Annotated in this window: 17 protein-coding genes; 9 read left to right on the forward strand and 8 right to left on the reverse strand. The window is 71.0% G+C overall.

Going from position 1 to position 20,654, the window contains the following annotated elements; translation table 11 throughout:
• Positions 1-152 precede the first annotated feature (152 nt).
• The 5 genes from EOT10_RS20870 (at position 153) to EOT10_RS20890 (ending at position 7,547) form a co-directional block, all read left to right on the forward strand.
• Positions 153-2,138: a hypothetical protein gene (locus EOT10_RS20870; protein ID WP_127829770.1), complete on the forward strand. Its 1,986-nt coding sequence runs from the start codon at positions 153-155 to the stop codon at positions 2,136-2,138.
• Positions 2,135-3,634, forward strand: a complete 1,500-nt coding sequence (locus EOT10_RS20875; RefSeq protein ID WP_127829771.1) for a type 1 periplasmic-binding domain-containing protein — start codon at positions 2,135-2,137, stop codon at positions 3,632-3,634. The genes EOT10_RS20870 and EOT10_RS20875 overlap by 4 nt, the downstream gene beginning before the upstream one ends.
• Before the next feature lie 102 nt (positions 3,635-3,736).
• Complete coding sequence (locus EOT10_RS20880) at positions 3,737-4,837, forward strand: TIR domain-containing protein (protein ID WP_127829772.1); 1,101 nt, start codon at positions 3,737-3,739, stop codon at positions 4,835-4,837.
• Complete coding sequence (locus EOT10_RS20885; RefSeq protein WP_127829773.1) at positions 4,834-7,050, forward strand: toll/interleukin-1 receptor domain-containing protein; 2,217 nt, start codon at positions 4,834-4,836, stop codon at positions 7,048-7,050. The genes EOT10_RS20880 and EOT10_RS20885 overlap by 4 nt, the downstream gene beginning before the upstream one ends.
• On the forward strand, positions 7,032-7,547 hold the full coding sequence (locus EOT10_RS20890; RefSeq protein ID WP_127829774.1) for an HIT family protein: 516 nt from the start codon (positions 7,032-7,034) through the stop codon (positions 7,545-7,547). The genes EOT10_RS20885 and EOT10_RS20890 overlap by 19 nt, the downstream gene beginning before the upstream one ends.
• On the opposite strand, the gene EOT10_RS20895 is transcribed toward EOT10_RS20890, so the two are convergent.
• Positions 7,476-7,904, reverse strand: a complete 429-nt coding sequence (locus tag EOT10_RS20895) for a hypothetical protein (RefSeq protein ID WP_127829775.1) — start codon at positions 7,902-7,904, stop codon at positions 7,476-7,478. The two genes, EOT10_RS20890 and EOT10_RS20895, sit on opposite strands and share 72 nt — an antisense overlap.
• Positions 7,905-8,094: 190 nt before the next feature.
• Here EOT10_RS20895 and EOT10_RS20900 point away from each other — a divergent pair, with 190 nt between their 5' ends.
• Positions 8,095-9,891: an acyl-CoA dehydrogenase gene (locus EOT10_RS20900; RefSeq protein ID WP_127829776.1), complete on the forward strand. Its 1,797-nt coding sequence runs from the start codon at positions 8,095-8,097 to the stop codon at positions 9,889-9,891.
• Positions 9,892-9,999: 108 nt separating this feature from the next.
• Here the strand turns inward: EOT10_RS20900 and EOT10_RS20905 are convergent, their stop codons facing one another.
• Entirely contained in the window at positions 10,000-11,445 is a 1,446-nt protein-coding gene (locus tag EOT10_RS20905) for a glyceraldehyde-3-phosphate dehydrogenase (protein WP_127829777.1), read from the reverse strand.
• A gap of 271 nt (positions 11,446-11,716) precedes the next feature.
• On the opposite strand from EOT10_RS20905, the gene EOT10_RS20910 reads away from it, so the two are divergent.
• Entirely contained in the window at positions 11,717-12,376 is a 660-nt protein-coding gene (locus EOT10_RS20910) for a YceI family protein (protein WP_127829778.1), read from the forward strand.
• On the opposite strand, the gene EOT10_RS20915 is transcribed toward EOT10_RS20910, so the two are convergent.
• Positions 12,373-14,532: an MMPL family transporter gene (locus EOT10_RS20915; RefSeq protein ID WP_127829779.1), complete on the reverse strand. Its 2,160-nt coding sequence runs from the start codon at positions 14,530-14,532 to the stop codon at positions 12,373-12,375. The genes EOT10_RS20910 and EOT10_RS20915 overlap by 4 nt on opposite strands.
• A 178-nt stretch (positions 14,533-14,710) precedes the next feature.
• On the opposite strand from EOT10_RS20915, the gene EOT10_RS20920 reads away from it, so the two are divergent.
• Positions 14,711-15,379 (forward strand): histidine phosphatase family protein, encoded by a 669-nt coding sequence (locus EOT10_RS20920; protein ID WP_127829780.1) that lies wholly within the window; start codon positions 14,711-14,713, stop codon positions 15,377-15,379.
• A gap of 25 nt (positions 15,380-15,404) precedes the next feature.
• Here EOT10_RS20920 and EOT10_RS20925 read toward each other — a convergent pair whose 3' ends face one another.
• The 3 genes from EOT10_RS20925 to EOT10_RS20935 form a co-directional block, all read right to left on the reverse strand.
• Positions 15,405-16,490, reverse strand: a complete 1,086-nt coding sequence (locus tag EOT10_RS20925; protein ID WP_127829781.1) for an MASE1 domain-containing protein — start codon at positions 16,488-16,490, stop codon at positions 15,405-15,407.
• 101 nt (positions 16,491-16,591) lie between these two features.
• Positions 16,592-17,926: a PP2C family protein-serine/threonine phosphatase gene (locus EOT10_RS20930; protein WP_127829782.1), complete on the reverse strand. Its 1,335-nt coding sequence runs from the start codon at positions 17,924-17,926 to the stop codon at positions 16,592-16,594.
• A gap of 207 nt (positions 17,927-18,133) precedes the next feature.
• A complete protein-coding gene (locus tag EOT10_RS20935; protein ID WP_189491859.1) occupies positions 18,134-18,619 on the reverse strand; it encodes an SRPBCC family protein in 486 nt (161 codons plus the stop codon).
• A gap of 178 nt (positions 18,620-18,797) precedes the next feature.
• Here EOT10_RS20935 and EOT10_RS20940 point away from each other — a divergent pair, with 178 nt between their 5' ends.
• A complete protein-coding gene (locus EOT10_RS20940) occupies positions 18,798-19,154 on the forward strand; it encodes an ArsR/SmtB family transcription factor (RefSeq protein ID WP_127829784.1) in 357 nt (118 codons plus the stop codon).
• Positions 19,155-19,210: 56 nt separating this feature from the next.
• Here the strand turns inward: EOT10_RS20940 and arsB are convergent, their stop codons facing one another.
• Together arsB and EOT10_RS20950 are read right to left on the reverse strand one after the other, a co-directional pair.
• Positions 19,211-20,332 (reverse strand): ACR3 family arsenite efflux transporter, encoded by a 1,122-nt coding sequence (gene arsB / locus EOT10_RS20945; RefSeq protein WP_223281116.1) that lies wholly within the window; start codon positions 20,330-20,332, stop codon positions 19,211-19,213.
• Positions 20,332-20,637, reverse strand: a complete 306-nt coding sequence (locus tag EOT10_RS20950) for an ArsR/SmtB family transcription factor (protein WP_127829785.1) — start codon at positions 20,635-20,637, stop codon at positions 20,332-20,334. Before EOT10_RS20950 ends, arsB begins: the two co-directional genes overlap by 1 nt.
• Between the last annotated feature and the right edge of the window lie 17 nt (positions 20,638-20,654).

The following is a 20,654-nucleotide window of genomic DNA, read 5'->3' on the forward strand; positions in this document are numbered from 1 at the left end:
TGTCCCGTGGCCCGGGACACCTCCGGCCGCTCTCGTCAAAGATCAGCCAACTCCGCGGGAAACCTGAATACTTGAGGTCACGGAGTGCCACCTGTGGCATTCTCGCTGCACTGATGCCCTGCAGATCACCGAGAGACGAGGGAGCAGGGGCCGTGACGGAGCACTCGGCAGTCACCGGCGTGCGAGGACGCGGCGGCATCGTCTCGCTCGTGGAGTCGACGCTCGCGCTCGACCGCGCCGCGGAGCGTCCGCTCACCCTGCTGCTCGGTCCCCGCGGCAGCGGCACGAGCGAGCTGCTGTGCGTCCTGATGGAGCAGTTCGGGGACCGGTACCCCTTCGGATACGTCAAGTTCACGCCGGGCCAGGAGCTGCTGCCGCGCTACGCCCTCGGGCTGCTGGCCCGGCAGCTGGCGCGCAACCTGCCGAGCTACCGGCACTCGGGGTTCCCGCGCCTCGCCCTCGGGCTGCTCGCCTCCGACCAGGACCTTCCGCACCAGGCCCTCACCGGCGGGCAGCGCGGCATCAAGGGCGCCCTGACGGACCTCGAAAAACGGGCCCGGCACCAGCACGGCGACTACCTCGCCGCGTATCTGACGGTCGCTCAGGCGTCGATCGACGCTCCGGAGGGGGCGGGCCCTGAAGCGCGGGCGCTGCTCGCGACGGCGACCGGCGCGTCCGCGAGGGCGTGGGCGGGCCGCTGGGACAACTCGACGGCCGCCTGGTTCGGTCAGCACCGCCTCACCCACAGCACGGACCCGTGGGAGGCGCTGCTCGAACTCAACCGCTGGCGCCACCAGGGCGACGAACGGGACAAGCGCCGGCTCGACCAACTGCTGTGCTCCGCCTTCCTGGAGGACCTGCGCGCCAACGTGAGGGGACCCTTCCGGCCGCGTTCATATCTGCTGCTGCTCGACGAGACGCACACCGACCACGGCCGCGAGTTCCTCGACCTGCTGATCCAGGCGCGGCACGACGACACGGTGCTCGGCCGCCGCCCCTGCGACCCTTTGACCGTCGTGGCGGGGTGCAACCGCTGGCTGCCCCGCTGGGGACCCGCGACCGGCGAGGAATGGCCCTGGGAGCCGCGCGAGCCCGACCGGGCCTCGCTCGCCGACTGGCACGCCCACCGTCCGTCCGGGGACAGCCAGGACACCTGGTGGTATCCGCTGCGCATGCGCGACCTCGACCGTGACGAGGTACGCATCCATGTCGAGCAGCAGCTCAGTGCGCATCCCGAGCTAACGCCCTTCACCACGCTCGCGCCGTTCGTGCACCGGCTCACCGGCGGGCTGCCCAAGGCCGTCCAGCAGGTCTTCGAGGTGCTCGGCGGACCGAACGTGCCGCAGGTGCCGGGGCCGCAGCAGAACCTCTGGCTGCGCGACCTGCCGCTCCGCACGGTGTCCGCCGGCGGCCGCAAGCCGCTCCTCGTGGACGCCGCGCTCGACGACCTGCTCGCCGACTTCGACCACGCGGACCGCGACCGTCTCGCCCAATGTGCCGCGGCCGACGACCTGTTCGTGGGCGCGCAGCTCCTCGGCCGCGGGGCCGAGCTGTTCACCGACATCCGCAGCCGCTGGCTGCTGAGCGCTCCTGGCACGCTCTCCCTCCATCCCTGGCTGCGGCGGATGCTGCTGTGGCACCTGGCCGGACGGGCCGGCGCCTGGGACACCGCGCACGAGGTCCTCGCGGAGCATTACGCGAACGGGGAGCAGCGCGTTCAGGAGCTCTACCACCTCCTTGCCCTGGAACAGGTCGACGAGGTCGCCGACTACCTCGTGACGCTGCGCAGCACGGCGCAGACGGAGGAATGGCTGAGCGCGTTCCACACCATCACCGCGGCCCCCAACCGGCTCGCCGACCCCGGCGGTCCGCTGGAGCTGCGGGCCCGGCTCGCACCGTCCGACCCCGACGACCAGGTCACGGTTCCGGCGGTGATCCGCGACCTGGTGGTGGCGCGCTGGCTGTGGAGCGACCCGCTCACGGACCCGGGCATGCAGCTCAGCCCGGTGCTCGCCGACGGGTTCGTGCACCTGTCCCGACTGTGGAGGAACTACAACGTGGCTCTGGTCAACGAGGCGGAGCGCTACCGGCTCACCACACCCGCCCGTACGTCGCCGATACTCGGGAGCGGGGCATGAGCCCGCTGACCTGGCCCCGGTGGCGCGAGTGGTCCTGGCGGACGGTGAAGCTGGTGGCGGCCGGCGTGGCGCTCGCCGTGCTGGCCTCCGTCGCCGCCGTCGTGATCACCGGCAAGGTCTCCGAGGCGCGGGCCCGCTGCGCCGACGGGGTGTCGCACGAGGGCGCGGACCGGGAGTGCGTCGGTGTCACGGACGGCTCGTACGCGTTCGCCGGGCACCTCAAGCGGGTCGAGAAGAAGATCGAGGACGAGAACGAGCGGGTCTACGCCCACCGCACCGAGGACCCGTACGTCACCGTCGCCTATCTCACCTCGTTCACCGTCACCGACGACGACAGCAACTCCGAGGACTCCGTACGGCACGAGCTCGAAGGCGCCTACCTCGCGCAGATCCGGCACAACAGGGGCGACCTCGCCGCCTCCCCGAAGATCCGGCTGCTCGTCGCCAACACAGGGAGCGGCGCGCGCCACTGGGAGCACACCGTCGACGAGCTGATCGCCCGTAAGGCCGCCCCCGACCGCCTTGTCGCCGTGGCCGGTCTCGGCCCGAGCACCGACCGGGACGTCCTGGCCCTGCGCAAGCTGTCGAAGAACGGCATCGCCACGGTCTCCAGCATCATGACGGCCACCGATATCACCGGAATACAGGGTTTCGTGCGGGTCGCGCCGACCAACGCGGACGAGGCGCGGGCGGGCGCCGCGTACCTGAAGCGGCAGAAGAAGAAGTACCGCACGGCCGTCGTCATCCAGGACGCCGCCAAGAGCAATCTCTACGCGAGGACGCTCGGGGAGGCGTTCACCGAGGAGTATCCGGACAAGGACCACCGTCTCGTCGCGGACCGGATCACGTACGACTCCTCGGTGCCGTCGGCGTGGCCCAACGAACTCCATTACACGGCCGAGCAGTTGTGCGGGGAGCGGCCCGAGGTGGTGTATTTCGCGGGGCGCGGGCGGCATCTGTCGCACTTCCTGAACGCGCTCGCGAACCGGACGTGCCAGGCGCAGCAGTTCACCGTGCTCACCGGTGACGACACGACGAACCTGACGCCCAAGGAGCTCGCGGCGGCCGCCCGCACCGGCGTGACCGTCCTCTACACGGGGCTTGCCCACGCGGACATGTGGCGCGACGACCCGGGCTCCGTGTCGGGGCCTTCGGCCGGCAGTTTCCAGCCGGGCGGCACCATGGACAAGTGGTTTCCCGACGACGCCCGTTACGACGGCCAGGACATCATGGGCCACGACGCCGTGCTGACCGCGGCGCAGGGCATCCGGATGGCGTCCAACTGGCAGGGCAAGGTGACGGGGCGCTCGGTCGGCCGGATGTTCCTCCAGCTCGACGGGGACCGCAAGGTGCCGGGCGCGAGCGGCTTCCTCTCCTTCAAGGACAACGGGGACCCGCGGGACAAGGCGGTCCCGGTGCTTCGCCTCACGCCCAAGGGGGAGTCCGAGCTGGTCGACGTGTCGGCGCCCGGCGGGCGGCCCGCCACGCGCGGGTAGCCACCCACCAGGCGCTTTCGCGCGGTACCCAGGAGCGTCAACCCGGCCTATTCTCGACCTTGTTGAACCGACCGGCCTCGGCCCGCAGTCTGTGAGGGGCGCGTGGATCCATCCGCTTTCTTCTACACGAGCTGCACCCGCGGCGACGGCTGGCCCGCGCTCACCCGCTTCCACGCCGACCTGGAGTACCGGCTGCGGGCGCAGGAGGGGTACGGCGTCAGTGGCGCGCTCGGCGCGGCGGCGAACCCCGGCACGGCGCCGGGCGGCGCCATCACCCGCGCCGGGGTGATGATCGCGCTCTACTCCCCCGGCTACTTCCAGGACCGTGGCTGCGGCCTCGAATGGGCCGTCGTCCAGTCCCGGATGCGCCACCACGCGCGTGCCGGGGGCGGGCAGGTGCCCGGCTGTCTCATACCGGTCTGCTGGAAGCCCGTCGCCGACGGCATGATCCCGGACGCGGTACGGCGCTCCGAGTCGTTCCCCGGTCCCGGCGCCTTCGACTGGCTCAGGGAGCAGGGCCTGGAGTCCCTGGTGTCCTCGCAGGCCCCGGGCGCCGACGAGCGGTACTACGGGTTCGTCGAGCAACTGGCCAAGAGCATCCTGGCGGCCGGGCGCGCGGGCCTCGAACCCCTCGACGCGGACGAGGCCGACGGCACGGTCCCCGCGTTCGGCTCCCCATACGGTGCACCCGGCCCGGTCCCGCCGGTACCGGGCCGGCCCGTGCGCGGCACACCGGACCAGCCGTCGCCCCGGCACGAGAACGCCACCGGGGAACCCCGTTCGGTCGCGATCAGTTACGTCGGCGCCGACCAGGCGTGGGCCGACTGGATGGGCGAGGTGCTGAGCGACGGGGGCCACAGTGTCCGGCAGTGGCGGTGGCGGGTCGGGCGCGAGACGCTTTCGCAGGCGGTGGCGCGGGCCCGGGACGCCGCCGACCGGGTCGTGGTCGTCTTCTCCCGCAACTACTTCGACGCCGGGGACACCGCCCCGACCGACTGGGAGGCGGCCTTCACTCCGCCCGCGTCCGACCCGTCCTGGCTCGTCGCCGTACAGATCGACGCGGCGCCCCGGCCCGTTCTCGTCCGGGGTGTCGAGGTCCTGGCGCTGCCGGGCGCGGGCCCGGACCAGGCCGAGCGGCTGCGGGACGAGGTCAGGGCCACGGCGGACGCGAGGCGGCGTGATCCCGCGGGAGGAGCCAGGTGACCGGGTCGGGACGCTCCGCCACCGATCCGCCGCCGATCTCCAACCTGCCGGTCCAGGCAACCCCGTTCGTCGGCCGTGACGAGGAGATCGCGGCCATCCAGGACCTGTTCGAGGAGCATCGCGCGGTCCTCCTCCACGACCCGGCGGGCCGCCCGCACGGGTACGGCAAGTCGGAGGCCGCCATCACCTACGGCCACCGCTACCGCATGCGGTACCGCGTCGCCTGGTGGTTCGACTGCTCCCACGAGAGCGACCCGGTCCTGCTGCGGCAGCTGATCGACCGCGCGACCCAGGAGCTGCACACCCGCTACCGCGAGGTCCTGCGGACGGGGGTCCCCGAGAGCCCCGACGACAAGTGGCTGCTCCTGTACGACAACGTGGCCGACCCCGACCGGATCCAGGAGCACTTCCCGTCCGGCGAGGCCCGGATCCTCGTCACCGCCCGCCCGCCGGGCACGGCGTGGGACAGCAAGGCGGCACGGCTGCCCGTCGGGGACCTCGGCGCGTCCGAAGTCGCCAGCCTGTTCCGCCAGTTGGCCGAGATCCGGCAGCCCGTCGCCGAGGAGCTCGCCCGTACGTTCGCGGGGCATCCGCGGCAGATCATCGCGGTGGCCGAGCAGATCCGGCGGGGCACACCGCCCGCCGCGTGTGTCGCGCTCGCCGACGCCGTACGCCTGGCACCCGCGCCCGCGAGGCCGGCGCCGCAGCCGGCGGGCCATGTGCGGATGAGCGGGCAGGACCGGGAGACGCTCATCGACACCCTGCTGTCCTCGCCGGTGTGCCGGGACCTGCGCAGCTACCGGGAGTGGATCGAGGCCATCGACCGCAGGACGACGGTCTCGTCCGTCCTGCCGCCCGAGACGGAGACCATCCGCACGCGCGTCGTCGGCCTGGTGTCCATCGCTCTCAGCCGGGACCGCCCCGACGTCCTCCAGGCGCTCGCCGCGGCACTGGCGGAGAAGGCCGACGGGCACGAGGCGCGGCTCGTGCAGGCCCTCATCGGCCCGGCGGCGGCCAACTGGGACGAGCACGGCACCCCGCGGCGAGCTGTCCTGAGCCCGTCCCCCGCCGACGCCCCGTTCTTCTTCACCAGTTACGCGAACCGGGAGGACGACCAGGACCACGTCGCCGAGTTCCACCAGCGGCTCGAACAGGAGCTGCGCATCAAGCGCGGCCGCAACCTGACCAGTACGGGCTTCCTGGACCGCCGCAGTCTGCGCCTCGGCCTCACCTGGCGGGAACCGATGGTCGACGCGATCCGCACCACGCGGCTCCTCGTCGCCCTGATCACCGCGGACTACTTCGAGAGCGAGTGGTGCCGGCGGGAGTGGGCCGTGATGATGGAACGCGCGCGGCGGGCCGGACGTTCTCCGGGTCAGGAGCCGGTGGCCGTCCTGCCGTTGTTCTGGGTGAAGCCGCGCGGTCCGCTCCCCCGGGATCTCGCCGCCATCCAGTACAGCTCGGCCGAGCTGTTCGGCGGCAACAAGGCCCCCGACAACCTCATCGACCTGCTCCGCGAGGACGATCAGGAAGCCGCCGCCTTCATCCGCAGGCTCGCCGCGGTCATGATCGAGGCGGCGGACCGCGACCTTCCGGCCCTGGACGCGGAGGCCGTACGGAGCATTCCGCTCGCGTTCAGCGAGTGGGACACGGGCGACACGTCGCTGGCGGGGGCGGGGGCCGACGCCGGCCAGGGCGGCCCCCGACCCCATCCTCCGGAGCGCCAGAGACCGAGGCCAGCAAAATCTGAGCCCTCAACACCCGTTCCAGAACAGCCCGTTCAGGAACCACCCGTTCAGGAACCACTCGTCCAGAAGCAACCCGTCCAAAACCCGCCCGTTCAGAACCCACCCGCCCAGAACCCGCCCGTTCATGACCCGCCGTCCAACAACAAGGCCCTGCTCATCGAGGCCCTCGCCGCGAGCCCGGTGCTGCGCGACCCCACGCAGTACACGCGCTGGGTGGAGGCCGTGCTCAGCGAGGTCGACAGGGAGCGCCACCCCGCCGTCACGCACCTCGTCGACCCCCTCAAGTTCCGGGTCCGCCTGCTGGTGAACTTCGCCAACGAGCACAGCACCCCGGACCTGTTCCTCGCCATGGCCGAGGCGCTGACGCTGGTCGACCCCGGCGGTGCGGACGCGCCCGACGGGACCGTCGCCGAGGTCCACGCGCTGGTGGACCGTATTGTCGCGGCATGGCCCCACCACCCGTGACCCAGCCCGGCGCGCCGCCGCTCGACTGCCCTTTCTGCCGCATCGTCGCGGGCACGGCGCCGGCCCGGCTTGTCGGCGCCGGCCCCGAGGTCGTCGCCTTCCTGCCGCTGCGTCCGGTCCACCCCGGCCACGTCCTCGTCGTGCCGCGCCGCCACCTGGAGGACATCTGGGACCTCGACGAGGCGACGGCAACCGCCGTGAGCAGGACGGTACTTGAGGTCGCGCACGCGGTGCGCGCGGTGTTCCGGCCCGACGGGCTCAACGTCATCCAGTCGTCGGGCAGCGCCGCGACGCAGACGGTGCCGCATCTGCACGTCCATGTGGTGCCGCGGTTCGCGAACGACCGGATGGGGGCCATCTGGCCCGCGCCCGCCGACGGGGCGCCCGAGGAGCTGGACGACTCGGCGCGCCGGCTCTCCGAGGCGCTACAGCACGGCCACGATGACGATCGCCTGGGCGAGCGCGAGACCGCCGTAGAAGAGCGCGACCGTCAGTGAGCCCGCGGCCCGCAGTGTTCCGCCACGCTGCGCGCCCCCGCTCGCGTCCATGCTGAACGGCTCTATGTCGCCGCCCGCCCGCCGCACCCGGTCGTAGAGCCGTCTGAACAGCCGCTCCTTGTACAGGAAGTACGCGTCGAGCAGCCAGAACGCCACGATGGGGACGAATCCGGTGGTCGCCGCCGTCCGGCTGCCGTTCCCGGCGGCGAAGGCGAGCAGCGCGCCCATCAGTGTCAGCGCCCATCCCTTGATCAGAAACGAGTTGTTCCCCATCCGCGAGATGACCGCCTGGATCAGTTCGAGATGCCGGATCTGCCCGTCGTCGAGAGCAGTGCGGCGCGTCGGTTCCCCTGTCACGGCATTCCCCCTTCGGCCGGAAGACTACCCAGGGGCGCCTCCTCAACCATGGCGCTTCTCACCAACCATGGCGCTTCTCACCGGCCCGCCCACTGGCCGACGTAAGCGACCGCTTAGTACGCTGTGCGGCGAGGCTCGACCGCCCCGGGCCGGAACCGCCCGTCACCACCAGTGCGCCTGGAGAAAACGCATGGCATCCCTGCTGCTGTCCCGCCGCGATCTCGAGTTCCTGCTGTACGAGTGGCTCGACGTCTGCGCGCTCACGACCCGGGAGCGGTACGCGGACCACTCCCGCGAGACCTTCGACGCGGCGATCGAACTCAGCGAGCAGATCGCGACGCGCCACTTCGCCCCGCACAACAAGAAGAACGACGCGCACGAGCCCACCTTCGACGGCGAGCGGGTGCACATCATCCCGGAGGTGAAGGAGGCGCTCCGGGTGTTCGGCGAGTCGGGGCTCATCGCGAGCACCATGGACTACGACGTGGGCGGCGGGCAGCTGCCGTCGGTGGTCGCCGACGCGTGCTTCGCGTGGTTCCAGGCCGCGAACATCGGCACGGCCGCGTACCCGTTCCTCACCATGGGCAATGCCAACCTGCTTCTCGCGCACGGTTCGAAGGAGCAGGTCGACACGTATGTGCGGCCGATGCTGGAGGGCCGCTTCACGGGCACGATGTGTCTGTCGGAGCCGCAGGCGGGGTCGTCGCTCGCCGATGTGCGGACGCGGGCCGAGCGGCGGGGCGACGGGACGTACCGCCTCTTCGGGAACAAGATGTGGATCTCCGGCGGCGAGCACGAGCTGTCGGAGAACATCGTGCACCTCGTGCTCGCCAGGACGCCCGACGGGCCGCCCGGCGTGAAGGGTCTGTCCCTTTTCGTCGCGCCCAAGGTGCTGGTCGGCGAGGACGGTTCGCTCGGCGCGCGCAACGACGTGGTTCTCGCGGGCCTCAACCACAAGATGGGCTACCGGGGCACGACGAACACCCTCCTCAACTTCGGTGAGGGCGCGCATCTGCCGGGCGGCGCGCCGGGCGCCGTCGGATATCTCGTCGGCGAGGAGAACCGCGGACTCGCTTACATGTTCCACATGATGAACGAGGCCCGCATCGGAGTCGGCCTGGGCGCCACCGCCCTCGGCTACACCGGCTACCTGCACGCCCTCGACTACGCCCGCACCCGCCCGCAGGGCCGTCCCGTAACCGCCAAGGACCCCGCGGCACCCCAGGTCCCGATCCTCGCGCACGCCGACGTCCGCCGGATGCTGCTGGCCCAGAAGGCCTACGTCGAGGGCGCGTTGGCGCTCACCCTGTACTGCGGCCGGCTGCTCGACGAGCAGCACACGGGCGGCTCCCCCGAGGCCCGCGACGCCGCGCGGCTGCTGCTCGACGTCCTCACCCCGATCGCCAAGAGCTGGCCGTCACAGTGGTGCCTGGAGGCCAACAGCCTCGCCATCCAGGTGCACGGAGGCTACGGCTACACGCGCGAGTACGACGTCGAGCAGTTCTACCGCGACAACCGCCTCAACCCCATCCACGAGGGCACGCACGGCATCCACGGGCTCGACCTCCTCGGCCGCAAGGTCGTCATGGACGGCGGGGCCGGGCTGCGGCTGCTCGTCGAGCGGATCACGGCGACGACTGCGCGAGCGGCCGAACTCGGGGGCGAGGCAGCCGAGTTCGGCGCCCTGCTCGACGCCTCCGTGCGGCGCGCGGTGGCCGTGACCCAGCGCCTGTGGTCGACCGGCGACCCGGAGACCGCCCTGGCCAACGCGAGCGTCTACCTCGAAGCCGTCGGGCACGTCGTCGTCGCCTGGATGTGGCTGGAGCAGTTCCTCGCGGCGGCGCCCGGAACCGAGCCGTTCCACGAGGGCAAGCGCGGCGCCTGCCGCTACTTCCTCCGCCATGAACTGCCGAAGAGCGGGACCCAGTTCACGCTTCTGGAGAGCCTGGACAGGACGGCGGTGGACCTTCCGGAGGACGCGTTCTGACGAGGGACGCGTCCTGACGACGACGCGTTCTGACGCAAGACCGAGGGGGTCCGGCCGTGTCGACGGCCGGACCCCCTCGGGTCGTTCAGGGCTGTTCCGCCCGGACGGTCAGACCGTCGGGACCGGGTAGGTCGGGTACTCCACCCCGGAGACGTGCTGGACGACGCGGATGACCTGGCACGAGTAGCCGAACTCGTTGTCGTACCACAGGTAGAGGATCGCGTTGTCGCCGTCGACCTTGGTGGCACCGGCGTCGACGATGGACGCGTGGCGCGAGCCGACGAAGTCCATGGAGACGGCGTCGGGCGCGGTGGTGAAGTCGATCTGGCGCTTCAGCGGCGAGTGCAGCGAGACGTCACGGAGGTAGTCGAGGACCTCGTCACGGCTGGTCTCGCGGCCCAGGCGCAGGCTCAGGATGGCGATCGAGACGTCCGGGACGGGGACGCGGATCGAGCTGCCGGTGATCGGGGCCTTGAGGTCGGGCAGCGCCTTCGCGACGGCGGAGGCGGCACCGGTCTCGGTGATGACCATGTTCAGCGGCGCGGAGCGGCCACGGCGGTCGGCCTTGTGGTAGTTGTCCAGCAGGTTCTGGTCGTTGGTGAACGAGTGGACGGTCTCCACGTGGCCGCGCAGCACGCCGTACTCGTCGTCCATGGCCTTCAGCGGCGGGACGATCGCGTTGGTGGTGCAGGAGGCGCAGGACAGGATCTGCTCGTCGGGCTTGATCATGTCGTGGTTGACGCCGTGCACGATGTTCGGGACGTCGCCCTTGCCCGGAGCGGTCAGGACGACCTTGTCGATGCCGGGACGCAGGTGCTTCGACAGGCCCTCGCGGTCACGCCACTTGCCCGTGTTGTCGATCAGGATGGCGTCGTTGATGCCGTACGCCGTGTAGTCGACCTCGGAGGGGTCGTTGGCGTAGATGACCTTGATCTCGTTGCCGTTGGCGACGATGGTGCTGTTCGCCTCGTCGACCGTGATCGTGCCCTGGAACTGGCCGTGGATCGAGTCGCGGCGCAGCAGCGAGGCGCGCTTCACGAGGTCCTGGTCCCCACCCCCGCGGACGACGATCGCGCGCAGGCGCAGACCGTTGCCCGAACCGGCCTTCTCGATGAGGAGACGGGCGACGAGGCGGCCGATGCGGCCGAAGCCGTACAGGACGACGTCGCGTCCGTCGCGGCGCTCGATCTTGTTCTCACCCGTGGCGCCGGCGACGGCCTCGGCGGTGAAGGCCTCGACGGAGAGGCCGCGGCTGTCGGCCCGGTAGTCCTCGGCGAGGATGCCGATGTCGATCTGCGAGGGACCGAGGTCGAGCGTGGTGAGTGCCTGCAGGAACGGCATCGTCTCGGTGACCGACAGCTCCTCGCCGACGATCTGGCGGGCGAACCGGTGGGTCTTGAGGATGCTCACCACCGACTTGTTCACCAAGGAGCGGCTGTGGATCAGGACGGTGACGTCCCTCTCCCGGTGCATCTTCCCGATGATCGGAATCATCGACTCCGCGATCTCCTCGCGGTTCTTCCAGTTGGTGAACGAGTCGTCTTTGACAGTCACAGGAATATCTTTCGAGCTAGGCGGCGCTCATATGCTAACCCGTCGCAACTTTGATCGTTCAAACGGTCCCCCCTGACGGAGAGAACCCTCCGGACCATGTGACCCTGTGTGACGTCCGGCCACCCGACAGTGCCTCCACATCCGTGCTTATTCTGTGCATCTTTGCAGGCAGGCGCAGATAACTCGGGCGAGACCTCCCATCTCGCTGCGGAGCCTTTACCAGCCCCGTGATAACACATGGTGATCAACCCGAAGGAGACGACGACACATCATGGGAATCTTCAGCCGTCGCCAGTCCGCGACCCTCGAGCCGACCTCGGCTGCCGGCCCGCGCACGCCCTTCCCCGGGAGCGCGGCCCCGGGCGGCGCACTCGATCCGGCGCTGCGCGCCCTGACGGGGCAGTGGACCATCGACCGCCCGCACAGCCGCATCGGCTTCTCCGTACGGCACGCGATGGTCACGACGGTCCGCGGCGCCTTCGGTGACTACGACAGCACGCTGTACTTCGACGGGGCCCGGCCCTCCGAGTCCCGCGCCGAGATCGTCATCCGGATCGCCAGCGTCGACACGGGCGTGGAGCAGCGGGACGCGCACCTCGTCGGGCGCGACTTCTTCGACGCGCGCCGCTACCCGGAGATGGTGTTCCGCAGCACGTCCACCGTCCACGAGGGCGGGGGGACGTTCCGCATGACGGGCGACCTGACCATCCGCGACGTGACCCGGCCCGTCGAGATGCAGCTCGACTACCTGGGCTCGGTCCTCGACCCGTTCGGCTACGAGCGGGCCGGCTTCGACGGCACCACCACGATCGACCGCACGGACTGGGGCCTGGTCTACAACCAGCGTCTGGAGGCCGGCGGCTCCATGGTGAGCGAGAAGGTCCGCCTCCAGTTCGACATCTCCGCGATCCGGCACACGGCTCCGGACTAGGCCCGGGCCGGTTCCCGCCCCTGGCTACCGGATCGCCCGTCCCGCTCCGGGTGCGGGTAGGACGGCTTGACGCGCAGGGGGCGGGCCACCCAGCGGGGCAGGTACCAGTTCCACGGGCCGAAGAGGGACACGAGGGACGGGACGAGCAGCATCCGCACGACCGTCGCGTCCAGGAGGATGCCGAAACCGAGTCCGGTGGCGAGGGTCTTGAGGTCGGTGCCGGGGCCGGAGGCGAGCGCGGCAAAGGCGAGGAAGAGGATGAGTGCGGCGCTGGTGACGAGCCGGCCGGTGCGTCCGATGCCCTCGATGACGGCGTCGTTCGTCGAGTGCCCGGCGTCGTACTCCTCGCGGATGCGGGACAGGATGAACACCTCGTAGTCCATCGAGAGTCCGAACAGGAACGCGAAGACCATGAGGGGGATCCAGAAGGTGATGGCCCCCGTGGCGGCGATGCCGAAGACCGCCTCCGAGCCGTGGCCGTGCTGCCAGAAGATCACCATCAGTCCGAGCGTCGCCGCCAGCGAGATCAGGTTGAGCAGCACCGCCTTGAGCGGTAGCAGGAGGGACCGGAAGGCGCGGGCGAGCAGCACGTAGGTGAGCAGCGCGATGATCGTGAGCATCAGCGGGAAGTTGCCGTACACGGCGTGCAGGAAATCGATCTGCGCTGCGCCGATGCCGGCCACGCCGACGACTCCGGGCAGGCCGTCCGAGACGCTCTTGACCCGCTTGACGACGCCGACGCTCTTGGAGTTGACGGTCTCGCCGTCCGGGATGACCACGACGATGCTCTGTCCGCCCCGGTTGCCGGCCGGTCCGGAGGCATGGACCACTCCGCTGACGCCGTCGACCCGGGCCAGGCGGGCGGCGACCGGTCCGGCCCGGTCGGCGCGGACCAGGACCTCCATCGGGGTCAGCGCGCCGGTGGGTACGCCGCCGCGCTCCAGCGTCTCCAGGGCCGTGTACGCCGGTCCGCTCCTGGCCAGCGACGCGGAGGAGGCGAGGCCGATCTTGACGCCGAGGAAGACCGCGATCAGAGCGGCGAGCCCGGCCAGCGCGCCGACCGCCGCGATCCAGCGGTGCCGCACCACGGCGGCGGTCCACCGGCGCCAGAAGCGGCTCGCCCGGTTCTCGTGGCGGAGCTTGGGCCAGTCGACCCGTGGTCCGATGCCGCCCAGGATCGCGGGCGTCAGGGTGAGCGTCGTCATGACGCTGGCCAGCGGGATGAGCGCTCCGCCGTACCCCATGCTGCGCATGAACGGGACCGGCAGGACGACCAGGGCGAGCAGGCCGATGGCGACCGTCACACCGCTGAACACCACCGCGTGGCCGGCCCGTTCCATCGCGACGACGACGGCCTCGTGATTGTCCCGGCCGCGGTCGCGCTCCTCGCGCCAGCGGGTGACGAACAGCAGCGAGTAGTCGATCGCGACGCCGAGGCCGATGAGGGCGACGAGGAACTGCACGATGAACGACACATCGGTCGCATACGTGAGGGGCAGCAGCATCACGAACGTGGCGAGGATGGACACCGCGGCCACCACGAGCGGCAGCAGCGCGAGGAAGGACGCGAACACGAAGGCGAGTACGGCGAGCGCGCCGACGGCTCCGAGCAGGGTCTCCCCGAGCACGCCCGGCCCGCCGCTGTCGTCGCCTCCGGAGGCCAGCACGTCCTGGCCCGTCACGCCGACGGTCGCGCCGGCCGGCATGGCGTGCTGCGCCGCCGCGTGGACGGGCTCGGTGAGCAGCCGCTGTCTCGGTGACGGGTTGAACCGGTAGAAGACGAGTGCGTAGGCGGTGCGGTCGTCCTTCGTCCGGAAGGCCTTGTCGCCGGTGTTCGCCTCGTCGATCACGCGCAGGCCCGGGACGGCTCCCCCGACCGCCGTGAACACCCGGCCGACGTCGGCCTCATGGCCGGTGACCGTCTGCCCGGCCGGCATCGTGACCGTCACCAGATACGGACTGGTGTCACCGCCGCTGCCGAAGGTGCGCTCGATCTTGTGCGCCGTCACCGTGCCCGGCTGCCCGGGCAACGAGAAGTCGGTCGTCAGCCGGCCCGCCGTCCGCCCCGCGAGCAGCACACCGGCCACCAGGACGAGCCCCCAGAAGGCCACCACCGCCTTGCGATGCCGCACAACGAACTCGGCCCACCGCCGCATTCCGGCCTCCCACCAGCTGTCGGGGTGCGCGAGTCTAGCGTTTTCACCCCTTTCGCCCTGACTAAATCCGGCCCACCCGCCTTACACCACCCTGGTGGCGGCACAGGTGGGCACTCCCCCAAGATGGAAGAACATGCCCCACCCACGAAAGCCCGGCAACCGGAAAGTAGCCCCCTGCATGCGCCTGCTGCTCATACGTCACGGCCAGACCCCGTCCAACCTCAAGCACCTCCTGGACACCGCCGTGCCTGGTCCGGGGCTGACGCCGCTCGGGCAGGAGCAGGCGGTCGCACTGCCGCAGGCGCTGGCCACCGAGAAGATCGAAGCCCTGTACGCGTCGACGCTGCTGCGCACTCAGCTCACCGCCGCACCGCTCGCCGCCGCGACGGGCCTCGAGGTCCAGGTGCGGGACGGCATCCGCGAACTGGCCGCCGGTGACCTGGAGATGCGCGGGGACGAGGAAGCAGCCGCCGCGTATCTGGCCACCGCCTTCGCCTGGTCGGCGGGCGACGTCGAGCGCCGGATGCCCGGCGGTGAGAACGGCGTGGAGGCGCTCGGCCGCTTCGACTCCGTCGTCGCCGAGGCGGCCGCGTCGGGCGCGCGGACGGTGGCGATGGTCAGCCACGGCGCCGCGGTCCGGATGTGGGTGGCCGCCCGCGCGGACAACGTGGACGTGGACCATGCGTCGAGCCACCCGTTGCGCAACACGGGCGTCGTCGTCCTCTCCGGTTCGCCCGAGCTCGGCTGGGAGGCCCAGGTGTGGGAGGACCGCCCGCTGGGCCCGGCGGAAGCGTCCCCCGAGGACAGCGGTCCGGCGGGCGCCGGGGTGACGGTGCCGACGACCTGAGGTACGGGTCCCAGCACCCCGCCAGTCACACGGCTCTTCCGGTGCGTCCGCCGCGCTCCCCCCGCTTGTTCTCCTCTTTGGCCCTGACCTTCTTCTTCTCTCCGTCGGTATCCGTCTCATCGACGGCATCGACGGAACCGACGGAGAGGGGGAGCGTCGCCTGGTAGCCACCCGCGGCGATCTTGTCCACCATCTCGGCGAGGTACCCGCAGGCGCGCGAGATCTCCTGATGGGCCTGGTTGCGCTCGCTGACGGCCGCCGCGACGAGCAGGGCGGTCAGCGCGGAGGAACCGTTGAACGCCTGCAGGGTGATCATGTTGGTGAGCAGATCGTGACCGGCGAACGGGCCGGACCCCCGGGCCGCGGCGACGATCGCGAAGGTGGACACGGCCAGGGCGCAGGGTGCGGCGCCGGCCAGCTGGAAGCGGAAGGCCGCCCAGATCAGCAGGGGGAAGCCCAGGAACAGGAGCGGCGCGCTGGCGCTCGCGACGACTCCGACGCAGGCGGTGGCCGCGACGAGCAGGAACCCCTCCACCCAACGGGCCGGCGGAGCTTCCTTCGGCAGGCGGGCCGAGCGGAGAACGAGCAGCACCGGCGTCACCACGAGGACACCCATCGCGTCGCCGGTCCACCAGACCGACCACGTCGGCCAGAACCCGTGGGCGCCCACCACACCGGCGAGGGCCAGGGTCCCGCTGCCGATCGTGGAGCTGACCAGCATGCCTGTGAACGCGCCGAGAAAGATCAGGGCGAGCACGTCCCGCAAGCGGGCCAGTTCGACGCGGAATCCCACGCGCCGGAGCAGCGCGTACGAGCAGACGGGCGCGAGGGTGTTTCCGACGACGATGGCGAGCACGGCCGGCGGCGACGGCCCGAGGGTGACGTTGGCGAGGAGTGCGCCGAGCGCGATCCCGGGCCAGACGCGCGGGCCGCGCAGGAGCAGGCTCGCCAGGGCGATACCTGTCGGCGGCCACAGCGGGGTGACCTGGCCGCGCACCAGTTGCTGGAGCAGTCCGAGCTTGGCCGAGCCGTAGTAGGCCGCGGCCACGACACAGATGTCCAGGGCGGCCGATGCGCCGCGCCGGAGCCGTTCACGCCGGGCGACCGTCATGGGGCGACCTCCGCTTCGACATCGCTCCGTGATCCATCATCCGCCGCTTCCCGCGGATCCTCCATGGCACGGTCGGCGGGGTGATCGGGACGGACCGGAGGTCAGGCCGGCGGGGTGCGCAGGGCGAGGACGGCCATGTCGTCGTGACCGTCGCTGGGGTGGTGATCGGCCAGCGCCTGGACGAGTTCCGGCAGGGGCAGGGCGGCGTACTCGGTGGCGAGGCCGGCGAGCTCGTCGAGGCTCTCGTCGATCGACCGGGCGGGGTGTTCGATCAGCCCGTCCGTGAAGAAGACGACGGTGGAGCCGGGGGGCAGATAGCGGAAGTGGTCGGGGCGGGGTTGGTCCGCGTCGACCCCGAGCGGCAGCCCCGGCTCGGCGAAGAGGGATTCCGCCCCGTGCCCGGGGACGATCAGCAGGGGCGGGACGTGGCCCGCGGTGCTCCAGTGGAGGCGCCAGCCCGGACCGGACGGTTCGATACGGGCCAGTGTCGTGGTGGTGACGGGGTTGCTCGTGATGGCCTGGAGTGTGCGGTCGAGCTGGGCGAGGACGGCACCGGGTGCGCTGACCCGTTCGAACAGCAGGGCGCGCAGCATGTTGCGGGTGGAGGCCATGGACGCCGCGGCCCGCAGATCGTGACCGACGACGTCACCGATGACGACCGCCACGACGTTTCCGGGCAGCGGGATCGCGTCGTACCAGTCACCGCCGAGCTGGCTGGGCTCGGTCGCGGGCCGGTAGATGGCGGCCGCGGTGAAAGGCCGCAGGTCGGGAAGCGTGGGCAGCAGAAGCCGCTGGAACTGCTCGGCCCCTTCGCGTACGCGCTCGAAGAGGCGGACGTTCTCGATCGCGATCCCGGCGGCACCGGCCAGGGCGACGACGACGTTCTCGTCGCGGGCGTCGAAAGGCTGTCCGTCGCGGCGCTCGGAGAGGTAGAGGTCTCCGTAGATCTCACCGCGGACACTGATCGCGACGCCGAGCAGGGTACGCATGCGAGGGTGGCCCGGCGGGAACCCGGTGGACGCCGGATGGGACAGGATGCTCTCCACGCGCAGGGGCTCGGGGTGGTGGATCAGGTGCCCGAGAACCCCCAGACCGCGCGGGTATCCGGTCTCGCCCAGAGCGGCGCGCTCCTGTTCGGACAGGCCGGCGGCGATGAACTGCTCCAGGTGACCCCCGGACTCGTCGAGCACGCCGAGTGCCCCATAGCGGGCGCCCACCAGTTCCATGGCAGTGGTCACGATGCGGTTCAGCACCGCGGGCAGCTCGACCTCCCGGCTGATGGACACCACCGCGTCGAGCAGGCCCTGGAGCCGGTCCATGACATCGAGCAGGGACCGCAGTTGCTCGTCGATCCGGCCGAGCTCGGCACGCAGACGTTCGTGCAGGTCGGGACGGTGCGGCTGCCGCGGGCGAGCGCCTCGGTCGATGCCCGCCATCACGAGCACCCGGCCCCGGGACAGCTGGTCTCGATCACTTTCCGGGCGCGGCGGCCGTGGCTCCGCATCGGGGCCGGGGTCGGGGCCGCCCGTAGGGTCAGCGACGGGGCCGAGGTCTCGGTCGGGGCCGCCCGCAGGATCGAGGCGTGCATCTGAGCCTCCTCTCGCCAAGGCGCCGGCCCGGCCCGGGTGGCGCGACAGGACCAATCACTCGCCGGAGGCGAGCATGCGCGCGAGCGCGGCGAGCGAGTCCGGCACCTCCGTTGTCACCAGCATGCGCCCGCGCAGCGGGGCCGCCAGGAACTTCCGGCCCGCCGTCATGGGATGCAGCTCCCAGCTGACGGTGAGGCGGGACCCCTCCGGTTCCTCGTCGACCTGCCAGAGCCACTCGGCGTGGGACGGATTCTTGTCGTCGGCCTTGGAACGGTGCCGGAAGACGCGGCGCTGCGGATCGAGTTCCTCCAGCCACGACCGGCTCCGCCACGACGGCAGCCCGGCCGGCCTTACCTTGACGACCCACTCGGCGCCGGGTGCGAGCGCCGCGGGCCGGTCCAGCACCTTCGTCACGGCGCGGTTCCACTCCGGAAGCCGGTCGAGGTCGGTCACGAGCGCGAACACGTCGTCGGGCGGCGCGCGGAAGGACGCACTCAGGGCCCCCGTCAGCCACTTCCCGCTGTTCCTCGGAGCAGCCACGACGCCCTCGCTTCCTGCGGAACGGCGCAGAACCCACCTTCCCGCAGCCCGGAACACAGCTCACCTATCAGTCATTTAACTCCTCGGGCCCACAGATCGCCCGGGCGTCACGACCGCGCCGACGACGCCCAGGATCTCGGCCCGCCGCCTTTGATTCGACGCATGTCAACATAGACGTATGTCGAACGTGGAGACGCTGCCCCTGCAGCAGCCTGACGTCACGCCCTGCTGCCCGCCGCTGACCGAGCGGCCCCTCAGCGCCGAGGAGGCGGTCCGCACGGCCGCGATGTTCAAGGCGCTCGGGGACCCGGTCCGGCTGCGGCTGTTCTCGCTGGTCGCCTCGCACGAAGGCGGCGAGGCCTGCGTGTGCGACATCTCCGACGTCGGCGTCTCACAGCCGACCGTCTCCCACCACCTGAAGAAGCTCAAGGACGCCGGGCTGCTCACGTCGGAGCGCCGCGGCACCTGGGTCTACTACCGCGTGGAGCCGTCGATGGTTGCCGCGATGGGGCAGATGCTCGGCACCCGGGGCTGAACCGCCGGCCCCGCACCGGCCGCCACCGGGGCGGGACCCCACCCACGCCGCGCAGGTCAGGAGCCCGTCGTCACCGCGCCGCGGGCGTCGAACTTCTTGCGCCAGGCCAGCGCGACGTGGACCAGACCGATCAGCACCGGCACCTCGATGAGCGGGCCGACGACGCCGGACAGGGCCTGGCCCGACGTGACACCGAAGGTGGCGACGGCGACCGCGATGGCCAGCTCGAAGTTGTTCCCGGCCGCCGTGAAGGCGAGCGTCGCGGTGCGGTCGTAGGCGAGGCCGAGGCCCTTGCCCAGGAGGAACGTGCCGAAGAACATCACGGCGAAGTAGACCAGCAGCGGCAGCGCGATCCGGACCACGTCCACCGGCTGCGAGGTGATCGTCCTCCCCTGGAGGGCGAAGAGGATGACGATCGTGAAGAGCAGGCCGTACAGGGCCCAGGGGCCGATCTTCGGAAGGAAGCCGGACTCGTACGTCTCACGGCCGAGCCTCTTCTCGCCGACGCGGCGCGTGAGGAAACCCGCGACCAGCGGGACGCCGAGGAAGATGACCACGTTCAGCGCGATCTTCCCCATCGAGATGTCCAGGCTCCGACCGTCGCCCAGGCCCAGCCACTTCGGCAGCAGGTCGAGATAGAACCAGCCCAGCAGGCCGAACGCGACGACCTGGAAGACCGAGTTCAGGGCGACCAGGACGGCCGCCGCCTCGCGGTCCCCGCACGCGAGGTCGTTCCAGATGATGACCATGGCGATGCAGCGGGCGAGGCCGACGATGATCAGGCCGGTGCGGTACTCGGGCAGGTCCGGCAGGAAGATCCAGGCCAGGGCGAACATCACGGCCGGGCCGACGAGCCAGTTGATGACCAGCGACGACACCATCAGCTTCTTGTCGCCGGTGACGGTGTCCAGACGGTCGTAACGGACCTTCGCGAGGACCGGGTACATCATCACGAGCAGGCCGAGTGCGATCGGCACGGAGACGCCACCGATCCCGACCTTCGCCAGGGCGTCGTTCAGGCCCGGGATCAGGCGCCCGAGACCCAGGCCGACGCCCATGGCGATGAGGATCCACACGGCGAGGTAGCGGTCGAGGGTGGAGAGCTTGGCGACGACGCCGGCGCCGGACACCGCCGCGCCCTGGTCGGTCCGCGGGGTGGAGGTGTCGGTGCGGCTCATCAGCAGGGCCTCTTGTTTCCGGCGGCGGCACGGGCCGACGCGGCGAGCTCGGCGAACTGTTCGGACAGGCCGGCCAGGACCTCGGGGCACAGCTTGTAGTAGGTGAAGCGGCCGCACGGCTCCGTCTCGACAAGGCCCGCCTCGCGCAGCACCTTGAGGTGGTTGGAGAGGTTGGTCTGCCTGGCTCCGGTCTCCGCCACGAGGTGCGTCGTGCAGAGCGTCTCCCGGGCGAGCAGGGTGACGATTTTCAGGCGGAGCGGGTCACCCAGGACCCGGATCACATCAGCGTCGACTGAAGTCAGCATGGGCTGATACTTTCACA

The organism is Streptomyces antnestii, from assembly GCF_004005495.1.
Lineage (GTDB): Bacteria > Actinomycetota > Actinomycetes > Streptomycetales > Streptomycetaceae > Streptomyces > Streptomyces antnestii.

What these genes read in the sequence shown, in the direction of transcription:
- EOT10_RS20900 (WP_127829776.1), top strand. Translation starts at nt 8,095, where the DNA reads ATGGCATCCCTGCTGCTGTCCCGCCGCGATCTCGAGTTCCTGCTGTAC.
- EOT10_RS20940 (WP_127829784.1), top strand. Translation starts at nt 18,798, where the DNA reads ATGTCGAACGTGGAGACGCTGCCCCTGCAGCAGCCTGACGTCACGCCC.
- EOT10_RS20890 (WP_127829774.1), top strand. Translation starts at nt 7,032, where the DNA reads ATGGCCCCACCACCCGTGACCCAGCCCGGCGCGCCGCCGCTCGACTGC.
- EOT10_RS20915 (WP_127829779.1), bottom strand. Translation starts at nt 14,532, where the DNA reads ATGCGGCGGTGGGCCGAGTTCGTTGTGCGGCATCGCAAGGCGGTGGTG.
- EOT10_RS20950 (WP_127829785.1), bottom strand. Translation starts at nt 20,637, where the DNA reads ATGCTGACTTCAGTCGACGCTGATGTGATCCGGGTCCTGGGTGACCCG.
- EOT10_RS20875 (WP_127829771.1), top strand. Translation starts at nt 2,135, where the DNA reads ATGAGCCCGCTGACCTGGCCCCGGTGGCGCGAGTGGTCCTGGCGGACG.
- EOT10_RS20920 (WP_127829780.1), top strand. Translation starts at nt 14,711, where the DNA reads ATGCGCCTGCTGCTCATACGTCACGGCCAGACCCCGTCCAACCTCAAG.
- EOT10_RS20930 (WP_127829782.1), bottom strand. Translation starts at nt 17,926, where the DNA reads ATGGCGGGCATCGACCGAGGCGCTCGCCCGCGGCAGCCGCACCGTCCC.
- arsB (WP_223281116.1), bottom strand. Translation starts at nt 20,332, where the DNA reads ATGAGCCGCACCGACACCTCCACCCCGCGGACCGACCAGGGCGCGGCG.
- EOT10_RS20910 (WP_127829778.1), top strand. Translation starts at nt 11,717, where the DNA reads ATGGGAATCTTCAGCCGTCGCCAGTCCGCGACCCTCGAGCCGACCTCG.
- EOT10_RS20925 (WP_127829781.1), bottom strand. Translation starts at nt 16,490, where the DNA reads ATGACGGTCGCCCGGCGTGAACGGCTCCGGCGCGGCGCATCGGCCGCC.